The following is a 16,472-nucleotide window of genomic DNA, read 5'->3' on the forward strand; positions in this document are numbered from 1 at the left end:
GAGTAAGACATGGCAGTGTGCATAGTAAAGAAGGGCCCCTTAGTTCAGCTTCGTGACCGTGAGGTAGCTGGCGGCGCTGGGCGTGATGGGGGGCGGCGTGAACGTGACGCTGGTGCCCGTGTCGGTGTTGTTGCACACGGCCCGGACTTTGAAGGTGTCGCCCTCGTTCAGAAACACCACCTTGTACAGCTCGCCCCGCACGCGGGTGCCGGTGGGGGTGTTTTGGTTGTTGCTGTTGATGAGGGCGCTGTAGTACACGCCGCCTGCGGTGCTGCCGTAGGTGGCGTTGTTTACCTCCACCAGCATATTGAAGCCAAGCGAGCGGCCCGTTGGCGTACCAGTAGTATTGGTAGAGTTGGGAGCCAGCAGCCCTGCCTGAATGAGGTAGGCCCCGGCCCCGCCCGCGCCCACGGTATAGGTGCTGCCATCCCAAGTACCCAGCGTAGGCGTAGTCAGCACGTTGTTGAAGGCAATGGTGGTGGGCGTAGTGGCATCCTGTTTGGCCACGGTTTCGCCGGTGCCTCCGGTCTTGTCGGCCCGCAGCTGCACCGAGGTGCTGGCCGCCACGAGGGTCGTCCACGCGGTGTTGTAGTCGGTGGCATCCACTTTGGCCAGCACTTGGCCGGGGGTGCCGCCGGTGGGCAGGCCGGGGGCAGGGTCGCCGGTAGTACCCTTCAGGCCCGCCGTGCCGGCCGTGCCGGGGTCGCCGGGGTCGCCTTTGGCGCCTTTGCTGCCCGCCGTGCCGGCCGTGCCGGGGTCGCCGGGGTCGCCCGTGAGGCCTTTGGCCCCGGCCGCGCCGTTGCACACGTAGCGGGTGCTGGTGATTTCGCTAGCATCAAGGGTGCCGTTGCTGTTCGCGTCCTGGCCGGCATCGACGCGGGTGCCGCCGGTGGCGCAGTTGGTGCCTGCTGCTTCGGTAGTGGTGCGTACCAGGGCTAGGCGGCCGGCCGTGCCTGCCGCGCCGGGGCTACCCGCCGTGCCCGCGCTGCCCGCGCTGCCAGCCGCGCCGTTGCACACGTAGCGGGTGGCGGTTACTTCCGAGGCGTCGAGGCTGCCGTCGCCGTCGGTATCGCGGCCGCTCTCTATTTTGGTGCCGCCGGTGGCGCAGTTCGCGCCCGCCGCTTCGGCGGTGGTGCGTACCAGCGCGCTCTGGCCCGTTGCGCCCGCGCTGCCGCTGCCGCCCAGGGCGGCCCAGGCCGTGCCGTTGTAGGCGTAGAAGCCGGGCGTGCCGTCGAGCTGATACACCAGCAGGCCGGTGGCGGGGCTGGCAATGAGGCCGCGCTGGGCCGCGCTCATGCGCGGCACCAGTAGGCCGCGCGTGGTGCTGCTCACGTCGAGCACGGCCGAGGCATCGGGGGCAGTGGTGCCCAGGCCGAAGTTGTGCGGGGTAGTTTGGGCCTGGGTGGCCGGGGCTGCCGCCAGCAGCAGGCCCAGGGTAGCCAGCGGGAGAACGTGTTTTTTCATGGGGGTGAAAAAGAGCAGGAGTATAAAGTGTATGAGAATAAGCAGGAGGCGATAACACACGAAACGCCCGGCGCAGGCCGGGCGTAAGGCGTTGAGGGAGGCAAAGGTGGCCGGCCGTAGCCGGGTCGGCAACTGAATTGAGGCTAAAGGCCGCTATTCTTGAGGTCGGGACGCAAAAAAGCCGCTTCCCGGTCAGGAGAAGCGGCTTTTCAGGGTCTTTCGGGCGGCGGCTAGGCCGGCAGCGTGGCCCGGTGGGCGTCGATGCCCGCAATGATGGTGGTGAGCGTGGCCACCTGGGCAGCCACCTGCTCGGCATCGACGGCGGCCAGGAAGCGGGCCAGGCCGCTGCTCTGGCGCTGGCGCTTCACCAGCCGGGTGCGCTGCACCTGCAGGGCGGCCAGCTCGTCGGTGGTGGTTTCCTGCAGCTCGGCGTCGATGCCGGGGGCGGCCAGCACGGCATTGGCCGAGGCTATTCGGGCCTCGACTTTGGCCAGCTGGCTGGTGGTGCTGGCCTGGGTGCGGCCGGCGCGCACGTCGGCAATGTCAGCATCTTCGTCGCGGTTGGCGTAGGTGCGGCGCTCAAACTCGACTTCGGCCTTGGCCAGGTCACATTCTTCGCGGGTCTTGAGGGAGGAGTAGTCCATCAGGGGTAGTGGAGTTAAGGGGTGATTGATTCACCGCAAAGATTGACGTCGGCACCCGGCCGCCGCAATACCCTAAAACCCTGATTTTACAGTCCGTGCCAGCCCGGAGGCAGGAGCGCTTGTAGCGCGGACTTTGTAGTCCGCGAGTAGGAACGTTTCCACTCGCGGACTACAAAGTCCGCGCTACTGAATCGGCAATCACCTCAGCCAGGGCGGCGGCCTCGGCCTCCAGGGCGGTGGCGCGGGCGCGCAGCAGATGGTAGCGGGTGGCGGCCTCCGGGGGCAGCGGGCGGGCTTGGCGCGTAAGCCAGTCGCGCAGCCAGGTGGCGCGTTCGGGGTCGGCGGCGGACACGGCGGCCAGCAGGGCGGGCAGGGCGGTGGCCCAGCGGGCGGCCACCTGGGCCTGCCGGGCCAGGGCCTCGGCCTGCAGGCGCAGGCGGGCGGCCTGCTGGCGGCACTCGCGGCGGCGCAGGTCGAGGGCGGCCACCTCGGGGGCGGGGGTGGCGGGTGGCAGGGCCACGGGCGGGGCGGCATCCAGGGCAGTACCTTCGGGGGGCAGGTGGGGCAGCAGCGGCAGCACGGCCTCGCGCACGGGCAGCGTGAAGGCCCGTTCACCGCTTTCGATGCGCCGCACCAGGTCGGGGCTCACGCCCAGGTAGAGGGCCAGCTCCTGCTGGCGCAGGCCCAGCCAGGCCCGCACGCGGGCCAGCAAGTGCAACGAAGGACGGGCACGACGGGCCATACGCAAAGTTGTCCGGAATAAGAACGACTGTAAAAATAACGGACAATCCTACTTCCGCAGCTTGTCCGTTATTTTTACAGTCGTTTTTATTCCGGACAACTCTACTTACGTGGCAGTGTCGGCAGCCCCGGTGCTAGCCCGCCGGCACCGGCCGGGCCAGCCACTCGCGGCGCATCTGCGCCTTGAAGGCCACGAAATCCATGTCCGAGTCGGGCTCGAACTGGTGCAGGCTTTCGTCGCGGTCGTAGTCGAAGAAGGGGTAGTGCCCGGCGTCGTCCTCGTCGTACTGGTAGCACTGAATGGTGATGCAGGGCTGCGCCCCCAGCGGCTCGGGGTTGCGCAGGCGGTGAATCTGGTTGAGCAGCGGGCTAATCCAGGTGATGGCCCCCTGCTCAAAGCTGCGCTCGCCAAAGGCGAAGGCAGCTTCGGGCAGCACGGCGGGCTGCTCTTCCAGCAGCACCGGTGCGGGCCGCAGGTACGGAAACATCGTTACGTGGATACGCCCGTGTAGCACCCGGATGACGGCATTGGCGCCCGCGTGCTGGTGGATGGCTGAGAAGCACTGCGGCGGCCAGATTTCCATCACGAACGGAATACCCGGCGACTCGCCCCCGTTGTGCCCCAGCGTGATGCGCAGATACACCTGATGCTGGCGCGGGGCCGTTTTCTGCTTGTCGGCCAGCTTCTCGAAGCACCAGCAGCCGGGCGTTTCGATGCTGTACTTGATGGCCTGCGACAGCTCCGGGAAGTCGTCGGCGTCGAGCACGAAGTTGGGGCCGGCGATGGTGTCGTAGAGCTGGCGGCAGGCCGGGGGCAGGGCGGCCTGCGGCAGGTAGCGGTTGCGGGCGATGTCGTCCATCGTCAGCCGCTCGGTGCCGCGCACCTCCAGCGGCACCGTGGTCACGATGGGGTCGCGCAGCAGGCGCATTTTCTCCACGGCCGGGCCCAGGTGCAGTTGGGTGACTTCGCGGCAGGCTTTGCGCTCCTCTTTGGTCAGCTGGTAGTGCAGCACCTCGGTTTCGAGCCGGGCTTCGCCGAGGCCGAAGCGCAGCCAGCCGTTGCCGTAGTCGAGGCTCAGCCAGTAGTAGGCGTAGCCGTCTACCACGAGGCTTTGGGGGCTGGCGGCCACCTCGCGCCCGCCCACCGTGAGGCGGCTGCCGGCGGCATCCAGGTCGAGCCGCGCCAGCTCCTGGCCGGCTTCGGTGCGAAACGCCACGGCCAGCGGCGTGGGCTCGGCGGCGGCCGGCTGGTCGCGGTGCTTGAAGATGAACGTGCCTTGGCCCTGCACCAACAGCGGCACGGGCGGCGTGGGGGCCGCGCGCAGGGCTATTTTGCCGGCGCGGGGTGCCTCGGGCGCGGCCGGGGCGGGCGCAAAAATCTGTTGGCGCTGCAGCTTGTGCAGCTTGCTAAAGGAGGTCATGCGGGTAACTTTTTGAGAAGGTGAGAAAGAGAAAAGAGCTGAATGACCCAACCCTGGGCCAGACGCGGCAAAGTAAGCACCAAAGCACTCATTCTTAGCCCGACTAGGCCAGGGCTAGCAGCAGGGCACTAACGGCCGCCAGCCCGCTGGCGCAGGCCAGCCACAGCCAGCCGCTGCCCGGCTCGGGCGAAGAGGAAAAGAGTCGCATTGCGGAGGAACTGCCAGCTATAAGCTTGAAAGGCTACTCAGGCTCCCACGCTGGTTGCGCGGGCCCGGGCGCTGGTGATGACATCCTGCATGAGCTCGCGCACGTTTTCGTCGAAGATGCGGCGCACGTCCTCGATGTGGTTATTGCGGTTCTTCTCAGCCTGTTGCCGGGCTTTTTCCTCGCTGGCTTTACGGTCGGCCTCCTTGAGGCTGTTGTCGTTGTAGCTCTGCTGGTCGTTCAGCTTCGAGCCCCGGAAAGAATCCTGCTGGTTGCCCGATTCGAACTCATCCTTCCAGCCCCACCATTTCGATACGGTGGAAGGCACATCCATGCCCGAGCTATGATATACCTCGCTACCAGATTTCAGGTCCGAGATGAAGTTGCGGCGGGCTTCCCAGAGCGTGCTGAGGTAGTGTTCGCTTTTGCCGGTGTGAAGGTCCACAAACTCGCGCAGCTCGGTGCGCAGGTTCTGGGGGTTGTAGTCGGGGTCGGTTTTGGCCAGCAGCTCACGCCAGCCCACCAGCTCGGCCATCAGCACGGTGCGCATGCCATACACCAGCGTGTGCAGCAGCACCTTCGAGCGCACCCGGTAGGTACAGTCCTTGAGCTCGTTGTCTTTGATGCGCTTCACCATCACGGCCGATACTTGTTGCAGCTTGGCCTGCCGCTTCATCAGGCCATCGTGCAGCTCCGCCACCCGCACTCTTCCGCCCTCCCGAAAGCTCTTGGCTTGCGGCTGGTAGGTGTCCATCAGCCAGGCCCGGATACCAATCAGGTCGTTTTCGATGTTGTCGTACTGGATTTCGACCATGAAATCCTTGAGCTCGTCTTTCATCCGGCCCATTTCGGCCCTGGTCGCCGTGTCGTCATCGTCCTGAAAGATATAGTCGACGGCGCTTTTGAACAGCATTTTGCCTACCTCTTTCGCAAAAAACGCGACGACCGGATTGCCCAGCAGAATCGGCTTGGGACGGTAGTTGCCGGTGGCCTGCACGGCGGGCTGCAGGCGGCCCTGGCCCAGCTCAAACTCATCAAACACTGCCAGGTACTGGCCGGTGGCCGTGTGGCACTCGGCCACCGGCGTGCCCGCCCGGTAGCCCCGGAAAGGCTTGCGCAGCACGGCAAAGCGGTAGTCGGTGAGGGGCGCATCGAAGCTGGTGCGCAGGTCTTTGAGGGCGCAGGCCATGCGGCGGCTGGCCTCGTCGGTGTCGATGGCCGGGGTCGGGTCGAGGTTTTTGGGGTTGAGCCCGGCGGCTTCGGTTGGGTTCAGAATGGTCATGCGAGAAAAAATGAGGGTGAGAAAAAAGCCACGACGGCCACCCGGCCGCTGCATCCACAAACCACGCTCTGGCCGGTAGTTTGGGCAAGCCTGTTGAGGATGAAGGCCGGTTTTTTTGAGGTCGGCGGCTTAAGGTGGCGGCTTTGAGCACGAAGCCCGGCTTTTCTGAGGCTCGGGAAGTTGCTGCCAGGGCGGGGCCGCCCCTACCTTTGAAGCTTATTGCTTAACTCACGTTGCGAACCAGCCGCAAAGCGGCTACACGTTGGTAGTTTAAACAGGGTTTAGCGACCCCAGAGCCGCAAAGCGGCGGCACTCACGCTAGAAAAGTGCCGCCGCTTTGCGGCTCTGGGTACGTCAGTCCACAGCCAGCTACCAACGTTTCGCCGCTTTGCGGCTAATCCGCAACTTGAGTTACTTACTGTATTCCCGTTGTGTTTTCCCTGATTTTGGCTTGCTGGCGCGGCTTCGGGCTTTCCCTGCTTCTGCTGTTACTGGCGACCTGCCAGCCGCAGTCGCCGCGCACCCAGCCCAGCGAGTCGCAGCTGCGTGCCCGCTTCGCGGCCCTGCTGCACGCCGGCGACTCGGTGTATGCCCAGAAGGCCAGCTACGACAGCTTCGCCCACGCCCTGGTGTACTATGATAGCGCCCAGGCCCTGGCCGACCGCTCGGGCGATACCCTGCTGCTGGCCAATGCCGTGTTTGCTAAAGGCCGCATCTACGACGCCTGGAACAAGGAGCCCCAGCAGACTATCCGCTACTACCAGCAGGCCGCCGACCTGCTGCGGCACCAGCCGGGGCAGCGCGAGCGCTACTACCACCTGCGCCACCTCGTGGCCCACGCCTACGACAAAGTGCCCGACAGCCTGCGCACCGTGCAGGCCCTGCGCCAGCTGCACCGCGAACTGCGCCCCCTCCCCGATTCGGTGCGCCGCGAGCTGGGCTTCATCGTCGAAATGGCCCTCATCAGCAGCCAGGTGCGCAACTACGCGCTGGCCGACACGGTGTTGCGCCAACTCACGCGCCGCGCCTGGGTGCGCAACGACCCCGCCACCTACGACTACCTCTACCATTACTACCTCACCCAGGCCCGCCTGGAGGTGCTGCACCACCACCGTCCCGCCTCGCCCTACCTCGACTCGCTGCGTCAGGTTTATGAGCACGCCACCAATACCTTCGACCGCCAGTATTACAGCGACAACCTGGCGCAGCTCTACGCCGCCGCCCGCCGCCACGAGCTGGCGTTCAACTACCTGCATCTAAACCAGCAAATCACCGACTCGCTCAACCACGGCGGCGGCATAACCGATTTGCGCCAGGCGCTGGTCGAGAGCGAGCGCCGCCAGGAGCAGGCCGAGGCCAGGGTCCGGGCCGCCCGCAGCCGGGCCATCGGGGGACTGAGCGCGGCGCTGGGCATCATCAGCCTGCTCAGCTTCTACCTCTACCGGCAGGGACGGCGCTCGCGGGCGCAGTCGGCGCGGCTGGCGCTGGTGAACCAAGCGCTGGACGACAAGGTGGCGCAAGTGGAGCTGCTGAACAAGGAAATTCAGCACCGCGTGAAGAATAACCTGCACATGATTTTCAGCCTGCTGCAGATGCAGGAGCGCCGCACCGATAACGAGGAAGTGATTGAGCAGCTGCAAGCGGCGCGGCTGCGCGTGGAAAGCATCGCGGCCCTACACAATCAACTCTTGAGCAACCCGCAGGGCCTGGATTTGGGTGCGTATCTGAAAACCCTGATTTCAACGGTGGTGAGCTGCCTGGCCAATGACAAGCAGGTAGTCACGCACCTCGTCACGGAGGAACTGCATCTGCCCACCAACAACTACTTTGCCCTCTCGCTCATCCTGAATGAATGGGTGACGAACTCCATCAAGTATGCCGGCACGGCCGATGGGCTGCTGGAGGTGAGCGTGCGCGTGAAAAACAAGCCCGGTCAGGTCTGCATTGAATATTTCGACAATGGTCCGGCGGCCACACTCGCCGCCCACGGCTCCTCGGGCCTCGGCAGTCAGATTATTACGCTCCTGAGCCGGCAGCTCGGGGCCACGCTCCACACCTCCCCTACCAACGCTTACCAGTACGAGCTCTGCATTCCGTCTGCAAATGGAGTCTAACATCACCCTGCTTATCGTCGAGGACGAAGCCCTGATTGCCGAAAACCTGCGCCTGAGCCTTGAAGACCTGGGCTACGCCGTGGCGGCCACCTGCTACACCTACGCCGAGGCACAACAGGCCTTCCAGCAGCACACGCCCGACCTCGTGCTGCTCGACATCAACCTCAGTAGCCCCGACCCCGCCCACAACGGGCTGGCCCTGGCCGCGCAGCTCGGCAGCACGCCGTTCATCTTCCTCACGGCGTATTCCGACCTTGATACCATCCGGCAAGCCACGCGCCTGCAGCCCAGCGGCTACCTCATCAAGCCGGTGAACTCGGCCACGCTGTTTGCGGCCATCCAAACGGCCATTGAGCGCAACATCAGCCGCCAGCCCGCGCCCCTGCCCGCCCCCAGCGCCGCCCCGGCCGAAGCGCCCGATTATTTCTTCGTCAAAAACGGCCTGCACACCGTCAAGCTCTATTGGCGCGAGGTGGCCAGCCTCGAAGCCGGCAAAAACTACGTGACGCTGCGGGCCCCCGCCCTGCGCCTGAGCCACGCCGTGCGCGGCTCGCTCACCTACGTGCTCGACCAACTGCTGCCGGCCCCCTTGCGCGAGCAGTTCATTCGGGTGAATCGGGCTACGGCGCTCAATGCGAACTTCATTAGCAGCTTTGACCAGGATTTTGTGTATTGCGGGGCCGAGCGGTATGAGAACGGGCGTACGGCGCTGAAGCAGCTGCAGGAGTTGGAGTTGCGGTAGTTGCACTCTGACAGCGCGGTGCGGCCAAACCTCACCCCCGGCCCCTCTCCCAAAGAGAGGGGAGCCTGCCGCCTGCGAAAACCGGTGCCTCTTCTCTTTTGGAGCGAGGGTCAGGGGGTACGGCCGCGCCGAAAGCACAACGGCCTCGCCACTTTCGCAGCAAGGCCGTTGGTTTTGCAGGCAGATGAGAAAAGCCTACTCGATGACCACGCGCTTGGTGACGGGCTGGCCGTCGAGCGTCAGGCGCAGGGTGTACACGCCCGCCGCCAGGCCGTGCAGGTTCATGGTGGTTTCGGCGGTGGGCAGCGGCAAAGAGCGCACGCGCTGGCCCAGGCTGCTGAGCAACTCGGCCGTGGCCATTTTGGCGGCCGGGCGCAGCACAGTTAGCTGACCGTGAGCGGGGTTGGGGTAGACCAGCACCTGCGCGTCGAGCGCGGCGGCCGTAGCCAGCGGGGCAGCGGCGGGCGTCAGGTTTAGCCAGAAGCGGCCGGGGGCGGTGAAGCTACTCATCGTGAAGGCGTAGTTGGTGCCCGCCGTGAGCAGAGTGCGCGTGCCGGTCAGGTTGTCCACCAGCTCGGCGCGGGTGCCAGCGGGCAGGTTCGTCAGGCTAGCGGCCGTGAGGGTGTATTGGCCCAAAGCGGGCACGCCCACAAAGAGCGGAATGGCGGTAGCCGTGGCAAAATCGGCCCGCCCATCAATGGCCAGCTGCTGCCCGCCCGCCGCCAGCGAGGCCAGGTTCAGGCCGTGCGTATTGGCCAGCTTGGCGGCGTCAAACTGCGCATCGAGCGCGGGCGTCGCGCCCGCTTCGGCGTAGAGGTAGAAGGCATCCGAAAGGCCGTTTCCAGCCAGCATGAGCTGAAGCTGCGGGCGCGTATCGGCGGCGCCGCGCCGCATGGGCACCTGCGTGCCGTAGCTGGTGATGCGCTGTGCGTTGCGGAAGGTGAGCGTGCCGCTGCTCTGCCCGCTGCTCACGCGCACGAAGAAGCCCTGCGCCGTACCGATGAGCGGCGAGGTGTTGCCCACGCCGTTCACGTAGCTGCGGTACTGCCCGGTGTAGCGGCCGGTGCTTTCGAAGACGTACATGCTGGCATCGAGCCCGCTGCGGTCGGCCGGGGCCACGAGGCTCCAGTCGAGGGGGGCCGGGTAAGGGTTGCCCACCAGGGCCCAGCCGGCGTCGGCAGCCGTGGCATCGGTGTTGCGGCTCAGGCTCATGGGGTAGTTGCCGGTGCGCAGCGTGCCCGTGAAATCCACTTTCTCGCTGGCGGGCAGGTGCACGGTATAGCCGGTGCTGCCGGCCATCAGGTCGGTGGCGGCGGGCGCATACCAGCCTTTGTCGAAGGTGCTGAGCGGGTTGGTAGCCGTGCTCAGGCGACTCTGGTCGTAGCCGAACACCGTGGGAAAGGGGGCTACGTTGGCCGGGTCGGCGGCGGTGTTATAGCTGGGGTTGAAGGTAGGCGTGAAGGTGCCCGTGCCCAGGTCGGCCAGGGTGTTGCCGCTCACCGGCGAGCTGTAGTGGCGGTAGCCCGGGCCGGGGTTCAGGCTGGGGTCGAGGTAGCGCTGCACGGTAGCCGTGCCGCCCGTCACGATGCCAGTGCTGCTGTTTACCACCAAGGCCGTGCCCGTGGCATCCGAGAGCAGGGTTAGGGCCTGGCCGTTCAGCAGAAGGTTACCGTTGCCTTCCACGCTCAGCAGCTGCCGCACGGCCAGGGGCTGGCTCAGCGTCAGCCTGAACTGGCCGAGCTTGGCAAGGTTGCGCACCGTGGCGGGCAGGCCGGTGCCGGTTATCTGCGTCCCAGCCGCCGAATTATACGTGTACGTGGCCCCCGGGCTGAAGCTGCGGGTGCCGCTCACCTGCACGGTGCCGGTGCTGCCGCTCTGCGTAATGCCCTGTGGGTGCCAGGTAATGAGCGTGGCCCCATCGGCCAGCGTGAAGCTGCCCGCGCCACTGATGGTGCCAAACACCGCATCGAAGCTGCCACCGCTCTGCACCGTGGTGGCACTCAGCACCGTTACGTTGCCATTCAGGCGGGCGTTGCCAGTGCCGGTTACGGTGATGCTGTTGTAGGTACCCGCCGTAATCGGGACGGGCGAAGCCAGGGTGCCGGTGCTCACCACCAGGTCGTTGGCCACGGTGAACAACAGCCCGCTGCTGGTGCCGCCGGGCGTGGTTACGCTCACGTTGCCGGAGCTGGCCCCGGCGGGTACGGTGAAGGTGATGCTGGTAGTTGAGTTCACCGTGAAGCTGGCCGAGGCGCCGCCAAGCACCACGCTGGTGGCAGTAGCCAGGTCGGTGCCCGTGATGGTGACGCTGGTGCCCGTTGGCCCCGCCGACGGCGACAAGCTACTGATAGTCGGCATCGGGCAGGCGGCCACCACCACCGTATTCGACTGGGCCGAGCTCAAGCCGCCGAAGCTGGCCACCACCGAATACTCGTCCGCCGTACTGGTCGTGAGCGGGTTGGTGGTGCTGCCGCCGGGCGAAAACACGAAGCTCGCGCCGCTCACCGGCGTGGGGTTGGCCGTGGTGTTGAGAGTGCCGTCGGCATTCAGCGGGGCCAGGCTCTGGGCCACGCTGCCGCCGTTGAAATTCGTGAACGAGCCCCCGGCCAGGATACGGCCATCGGCCAGCCGCGCCAGACTCACTACCGAAGGACTAAAGCCGCTATTAAAGCCCGAGCCGCCCGCGTTGAACGTGTTGTCGAGCGAGCCGTCGGCATTCAGGCGCAGCAGCAGGCGCGAAATAGTCGTGCTGCCGTTGAAGCTGTTGAAGTAGCCGGCCGCCAGTATTTTGCCATCGGGCAGCTGCTGCAAGGCATTCACCGGGTTCACGAAGCCCGCGCCGCCCGCGTTGAACGTCGCGTCGAAGCTGCGTTGGTGGGCAAGTTATAGGGCGCGGGCTCGGTGGGGCCGTAGTGGCGCAGCTCGCCCGTGGCGGGGCGCAAGCGGTAAAGGCCCTGGTTGGTAGCCAGCCACAATTCACCCGGCTGGCCTTCGGCAATGTCCTCAATCTCGCAATGGTGTAGCGGCCACTTGGCGTCGCCTTCGCGGTAGCGCACCCGCGTCAGGTGCTGCGCATCGAGCAGGAAAAGTCCGGCCTGCCCGCCGCCCCAGAGCTGCCCGGCGCGGTCGCGCAGCAGGCAGAAACTGGCCTGCGCCGTCAGATTCGGGTGCGGACCCTCCCAGCAGATTTCCTCTACCAGACCATTCGTCAGCACCTCAAAACGGCCGTGCTCATTGGCAATCAACAGGCGCTTATCGGGCAACCGCAGGGTTGAAAACCAGGTGTAAGCAAAAGTGATACCCGGCCAGCGCCGCAGCCGGGCCAGTGGACTATCAGCGGCCTGCGTGAAGGTGCCAGCGTAGCTGCCCACCAGCAGGCGGCCATTGGGCAAACGGTTGATGCTGCGTGTACTGAGGGCCTGGTTGCCGGCCACCGGCAGCGCCACCGCCGGCATGCTTCGCGGCCGCAGCTGAATGGCCCCCGCCACCCCGGCATCGAAGGCCCAGAAGCCCGTCCGGTCGCGGTTGAAGCGCAGCTGCAAGTCCCACTCCCGGCCCTGCGGCAACGGCAAATGCCGAATGACCGGCACCTGCCTCGACCGGCGAATCGACAGCGCCAGCATCTCCCCTTCGCCCGGCCAGTACCAGGTGCTGTCCAGCTCCAGCACGTCGTTGCGGGGCACGGCGGGCGTACGCCGGCGCGGAAACGTCCACCGGGCCACCACGCGCGGCGCGCTACTCGGCTGCTGCTCATACAAGGCACTATCTCCCAGCACCAGATGCCCGTGCGGCAGCGGCAGCCGGGTGCTCACCGCCACCCGTAAGCTCGTGCCATCGGCCTTGCTGAGCTGGTGGCCGGGCCGGTAGCCGGCCACCGGCGCCACCTGGCCGTTCGCATGCAGCCGCCAGCTATGGATGCTGCTGATAAACAAAGGCCGCCCCAGCGAATCAAGCTCCAACCCAATAGCGTAGCCCTTCGGATATTGCCACATCACCTGAGCGGGCCGCTCCGGGGCGCGCACATTGAGGCGCAGCACCTGCACCGGGTCGAGCCCCCGGCCAATCCACAGCTGGTTATGGTCCAGCAGCAGCGCATTGACGAGGTAATTGCTGGCGCGTAGCGCGGGCAGCGCCACCTTGCGCAGCTCGCCGGTGGCGGGCACAAAGGCGTAGAGTCCATCGTCCATCCCAACCCATACAGTACCTGCCGAATCGACCACCACCCGGTGGCCGCCGCCACTCAATTTCGGTCCGCGCCGCACCAATTGATTGAGCGGCAACAGCTGCCGGCCATCGTAGCGAAACACGCCCTGCCGCGCCGCCACCCAGGCAAAGCTCAGCTGGTCGCTGCTGACCGACCGGATAGCCACCTGCCCCAGCACCTTATCGGGCAACACTTCCACGCGCTGCGCCTGGACGCGCCCCGCCAGCAGCCCGCCGCCAAGCAGCATCAGCCAGCAACAGATTGCTCGCAAATAGGCCGGTGATAGTTGGACAAGCATGGCAGAAAACAGGCTTTTCAGCGCGAATACCCGCTTTCTCGCCGGTAAATGGCGTACTGGCGCCCGCAGTTTTGCCTAAATGCAAAAATCCCTGTCGGATAATTCCGACAGGGATTTTTGGGTCTGATATGGTTCTGAACTTAGTCGCCCTGTTTGCCGGGGCCTTTGCCGCCGCTCACCGACATGGGCCGGTTGCCGTTCGGGTTGCTGCGGATGTTGTCCACGCCGTGGCCGACGCTGTTGCCATCGGTGGTGTTGCCGTGGGCCGACACATCCATCGTATTCGGGCTCTGCACCTGGGTGCTTTTTTTCTTGGTATTGGCGTTCGGGTTCACCGACGTCTTATCGTTGGCGAGGTCGTCTTGGTGCTTCGACATGGCTGAAAACAGTTTTGGGTGGAAAGGATAGTACGTTGTACCCCTTTCCACCCAAAAACGTTGTCAAAGCTTGGTCAGTTAAAAGTTGAGAGTTAAAAGTTAAACCCAGTATCAAGCTGCTTTTTAACTTTTAACTCTCAACTTTTAACTTTTCGCAAGAACTGCTTACGCCGGCAGTACGGCCGTCACCGGCAGCACTTTCACCAGCTCGCCAAACTGCGCCTCGCGGGCCTCAATTTCCTCCTGCGTCAAATTCAGCAGCCGCTCGGTGCCGAATTTCTCCACGCAGAACGAGGCCATGGCTGAGCCGTGAATCACAGCACGCTTCATGTTTTCGAAGCTGATGTCGTCGGTGGCGGCGAGGTGGCCGATGAAGCCGCCCGCGAAGGTGTCGCCGGCGCCGGTGGGGTCGAATACTTCTTCCAGTGGCAGGGCCGGGGCGAAAAAAATCTTGTTTTTGTGGAACAGCAATGCGCCGTGCTCACCCTTCTTGATGATGAGGAATTTCGGGCCCATCTCCTGGATTTTGCGGGCGGCTTTCACCAGCGAATATTCGCCGCTGAGCTGCCGGGCTTCCTCATCGTTGATGGTCAGCACGTCCACCATTTCGATGGTTTCCTTGAGCTCCTCCAGGGCAATGTCCATCCAGAAGTTCATGGTGTCCATCACGATGAGCTTGGGCCGGTTCACCAGGCGCTGAATGACGAGGCGCTGAATGGCGGGCGTCAGGTTGCCCAGCATGAGGTATTTGCAGTCCTGGTAGGCATCGGGGATGATGGGGTCGAAATCGGCCAGCACATTCAGTTCCGTGATGAGCGTGTCGCGGGAGTTGAGGTCCTGCGAGTACTTGCCCGACCAGAAGAACGACTTCTCGCCCTGCTTGATTTGCAGGCCTTCGGTGTCGATGCCGTGCTCTTCGAGCGTCAGGATGTCGGCCTGCGGGAAGTCGTCGCCCACCACGGCCACCAGCTTCACGGGCTTGGTGGAATAGGAAGCCGACAGGCCAATGAAGGTGGCGGCGCCGCCGATGATTTTGTCGGTTTTGCCGAAGGGCGTTTCAATGGCGTCGAAGGCGACGGTGCCGATGATGAGCAGGCTCATGCGCTAAAATGAGGAGTTGTGAAACGGTAAGTTATCAGAATGCCGACAACTAAGTTGGGAATAAAAAAAGTCCCCAGACCGGAGCCGGGGACTTTTTCGGTGGGTAAATAATGGGGCTCGAACCCACGACCTTCGGAATCACAATCCGACGCTCTAACCAGCTGAGCTATATCTACCATGTGTGGTTTGGTGCTGCAAAGATAACAGGTCGGGGCCAAACCAAGCAACATTTCTACGAAAGTTTAGCGGAGAAGGTGACGGAAGAAAAGGTTTGGGTGGTAGCTAACACGCTGGGCTTAGGTGGTAGTACAAATTCCCCGCAGGGGTTCGTACTACCACTTTGTCGACTGGCCTTTTGGCATTCGTTCAACGTCAGAGTGGTAGTACGAACCCCTACGGGGAATTCGTACTACCACGCAGCCCCGGCGCCCGCGCACCAAATCTGCCCGACCTTTGCAGCATGGAACCCAATGCTGCCCCGTCATTCAACGACTTTAAACTGAATAAACAACTGCTCAATGCCGTGGCCGATTCGGGCTTCACCGAGCCCACGCCGGTGCAGGAGCAAACCATTCCGCTGCTGCTGGCGGGGCACGACGTGCTAGGCATTGCCCAAACCGGCACTGGCAAAACGGCCGCCTTCGGCCTGCCCTTGCTGATGAAAGTGAAGTACGCGCAGGGCCAGCACCCGCGCGCCCTCATCCTCGCCCCTACCCGCGAGCTGGCCATTCAGATTGAGAATCACCTGAAAAAGCTGGCGGTTTATACCGATTTGCGCATCTTCGCCATCTACGGCGGGCTGGGGCCCAAGACGCAGATTGAAACCATTGCGCAGGGGCTGGATATTCTTATTGCCACGCCGGGGCGGCTGATGGAAATCTATTTGAAGGGCGACCTGGTGCTAAAGGACCTGAAGACGCTGGTGCTGGACGAGGCCGACAAGATGATGGACATGGGCTTCATGCCCCAGATTCGCAAAATCCTGGAAATCATTCCGCGCAAGCGGCAGAACGTGCTGTTCTCGGCTACCATGCCGGAGCGGGTGACGATTCTGAGCGAGGAGTTTCTGGAGTTTCCGGTGCGGGTGGAGGTGACACCGCCGGCCCGCTCGGCCCAGACGATTCACCAGACCTTGTACCAGGTGCCCAACTCGCTCACCAAGATTAACCTGCTGCACCACCTGCTGCACCGCGACGCCGACACCATGACGCGGGTGCTCATCTTCACCCGCACCAAGGAGCACGCCGACCAGGTGGCCCATTTCCTGGAGCGCAAGGCGCCCGTGGGCGAGGTGCGCGTGATACACGGCAACAAGGGCCAGAATGCGCGCATGAACAGCATGGATTCGTTCCGGGCCGGGGAGGTGCGCTACCTGGTGGCTACCGACGTGGCCGCCCGCGGCATCGATGTGCCGCAGGTGAGCCACGTGATTAATTTCGATGTGCCGCTGATTCACGACGACTACGTGCACCGCATCGGGCGCACGGGCCGGGCGCAGCACACCGGCGCGGCCATCACCTTCGCCAACGAGGCCGAGATGGTGCACATCACCGAGATTGAGGACCTTATTCAGCAAACCATCGAGCAGTTGGACATCCCCGAAGAGGTGGTGATTGCCCCCACGCCCTTCGAGGAGCAGCAGAAGATGAGCCGCGAGCTGGACGAGCGCCGCAAGAAGCTGGACCCCGAGTTTAAGGGCGCCTTCCACGAGCGCAAGGAGTGGATTAAGCCGGGCGAAACCATCGACAAGCGCACGGGCAAGGTGTTTGAGCCGGGCCGCAAGAAAAGCGGCAAGGGCGCCAAGGCCAACCCCGGCAAGAAGGGCGCGTCGGCCCCGGGCGCGAAGGCGCTGCGGCGGCGCGGGCGGTAATTTGGTTTA

At 64.4% G+C, this 16,472-nt stretch carries 12 protein-coding genes and 1 tRNA gene; 3 read left to right on the forward strand and 10 right to left on the reverse strand.

Annotated elements, in window-relative coordinates:
* Nucleotides 1-39 precede the first annotated feature (39 nt).
* The 5 genes from Q5H93_RS18735 to Q5H93_RS18755 form a co-directional block, all read right to left on the reverse strand.
* Nucleotides 40-1,464, reverse strand: coding sequence for a collagen-like triple helix repeat-containing protein (locus tag Q5H93_RS18735; RefSeq protein WP_305008179.1), 1,425 nt, complete (start codon nt 1,462-1,464; stop codon nt 40-42).
* Between the two features lie 230 nt (nt 1,465-1,694).
* Nucleotides 1,695-2,108 carry a hypothetical protein gene (locus Q5H93_RS18740; protein WP_305008180.1) on the reverse strand — a complete coding sequence of 138 codons (414 nt, stop codon included), beginning with the start codon at nt 2,106-2,108 and terminating at the stop codon, nt 1,695-1,697.
* Nucleotides 2,109-2,277: 169 nt separating this feature from the next.
* Nucleotides 2,278-2,850, reverse strand: a complete 573-nt coding sequence (locus tag Q5H93_RS18745) for a helix-turn-helix domain-containing protein (RefSeq protein ID WP_305008181.1) — start codon at nt 2,848-2,850, stop codon at nt 2,278-2,280.
* A 133-nt stretch (nt 2,851-2,983) separates the two neighbouring features.
* Complete coding sequence (locus Q5H93_RS18750; protein ID WP_305008182.1) at nt 2,984-4,270, reverse strand: cysteine dioxygenase; 1,287 nt, start codon at nt 4,268-4,270, stop codon at nt 2,984-2,986.
* 245 nt (nt 4,271-4,515) lie between these two features.
* On the reverse strand, nt 4,516-5,757 hold the full coding sequence (locus Q5H93_RS18755) for a hypothetical protein (RefSeq protein WP_305008183.1): 1,242 nt from the start codon (nt 5,755-5,757) through the stop codon (nt 4,516-4,518).
* Between the two features lie 431 nt (nt 5,758-6,188).
* Between Q5H93_RS18755 and Q5H93_RS18760 the strand changes: the two genes are divergently transcribed.
* Both Q5H93_RS18760 and Q5H93_RS18765 read left to right on the forward strand, forming a co-directional pair.
* Nucleotides 6,189-7,871: a sensor histidine kinase gene (locus tag Q5H93_RS18760; RefSeq protein WP_305008184.1), complete on the forward strand. Its 1,683-nt coding sequence runs from the start codon at nt 6,189-6,191 to the stop codon at nt 7,869-7,871.
* Entirely contained in the window at nt 7,861-8,613 is a 753-nt protein-coding gene (locus Q5H93_RS18765) for a response regulator (RefSeq protein ID WP_305008185.1), read from the forward strand. The genes Q5H93_RS18760 and Q5H93_RS18765 overlap by 11 nt, the downstream gene beginning before the upstream one ends.
* A gap of 195 nt (nt 8,614-8,808) precedes the next feature.
* On the opposite strand, the gene Q5H93_RS18770 is transcribed toward Q5H93_RS18765, so the two are convergent.
* The 5 genes from Q5H93_RS18770 to Q5H93_RS18790 all read right to left on the reverse strand — a co-directional run bounded on the left by Q5H93_RS18770 (nt 8,809) and on the right by Q5H93_RS18790 (nt 14,769).
* A complete protein-coding gene (locus Q5H93_RS18770) occupies nt 8,809-11,433 on the reverse strand; it encodes a DUF8693 domain-containing protein (protein ID WP_305008186.1) in 2,625 nt (874 codons plus the stop codon).
* Between the two features lie 5 nt (nt 11,434-11,438).
* A complete protein-coding gene (locus Q5H93_RS18775) occupies nt 11,439-13,088 on the reverse strand; it encodes a ligand-binding sensor domain-containing protein (protein WP_305008188.1) in 1,650 nt (549 codons plus the stop codon).
* A 167-nt stretch (nt 13,089-13,255) separates the two neighbouring features.
* Nucleotides 13,256-13,492 carry a hypothetical protein gene (locus Q5H93_RS18780; protein ID WP_305008189.1) on the reverse strand — a complete coding sequence of 79 codons (237 nt, stop codon included), beginning with the start codon at nt 13,490-13,492 and terminating at the stop codon, nt 13,256-13,258.
* A 165-nt stretch (nt 13,493-13,657) separates the two neighbouring features.
* Complete coding sequence (locus Q5H93_RS18785; RefSeq protein ID WP_305008190.1) at nt 13,658-14,593, reverse strand: PfkB family carbohydrate kinase; 936 nt, start codon at nt 14,591-14,593, stop codon at nt 13,658-13,660.
* 102 nt (nt 14,594-14,695) lie between these two features.
* A tRNA-His gene (locus Q5H93_RS18790) sits at nt 14,696-14,769 on the reverse strand.
* Between the two features lie 284 nt (nt 14,770-15,053).
* Between Q5H93_RS18790 and Q5H93_RS18795 the strand changes: the two genes are divergently transcribed.
* A complete protein-coding gene (locus Q5H93_RS18795; RefSeq protein WP_305008191.1) occupies nt 15,054-16,463 on the forward strand; it encodes a DEAD/DEAH box helicase in 1,410 nt (469 codons plus the stop codon).
* Nucleotides 16,464-16,472 lie beyond the last annotated feature (9 nt).

Origin of the sequence: Hymenobacter aranciens (assembly GCF_030580865.1) — a bacterium.
In the GTDB taxonomy this organism is placed as follows: Bacteria; Bacteroidota; Bacteroidia; order Cytophagales; family Hymenobacteraceae; genus Hymenobacter; species Hymenobacter aranciens.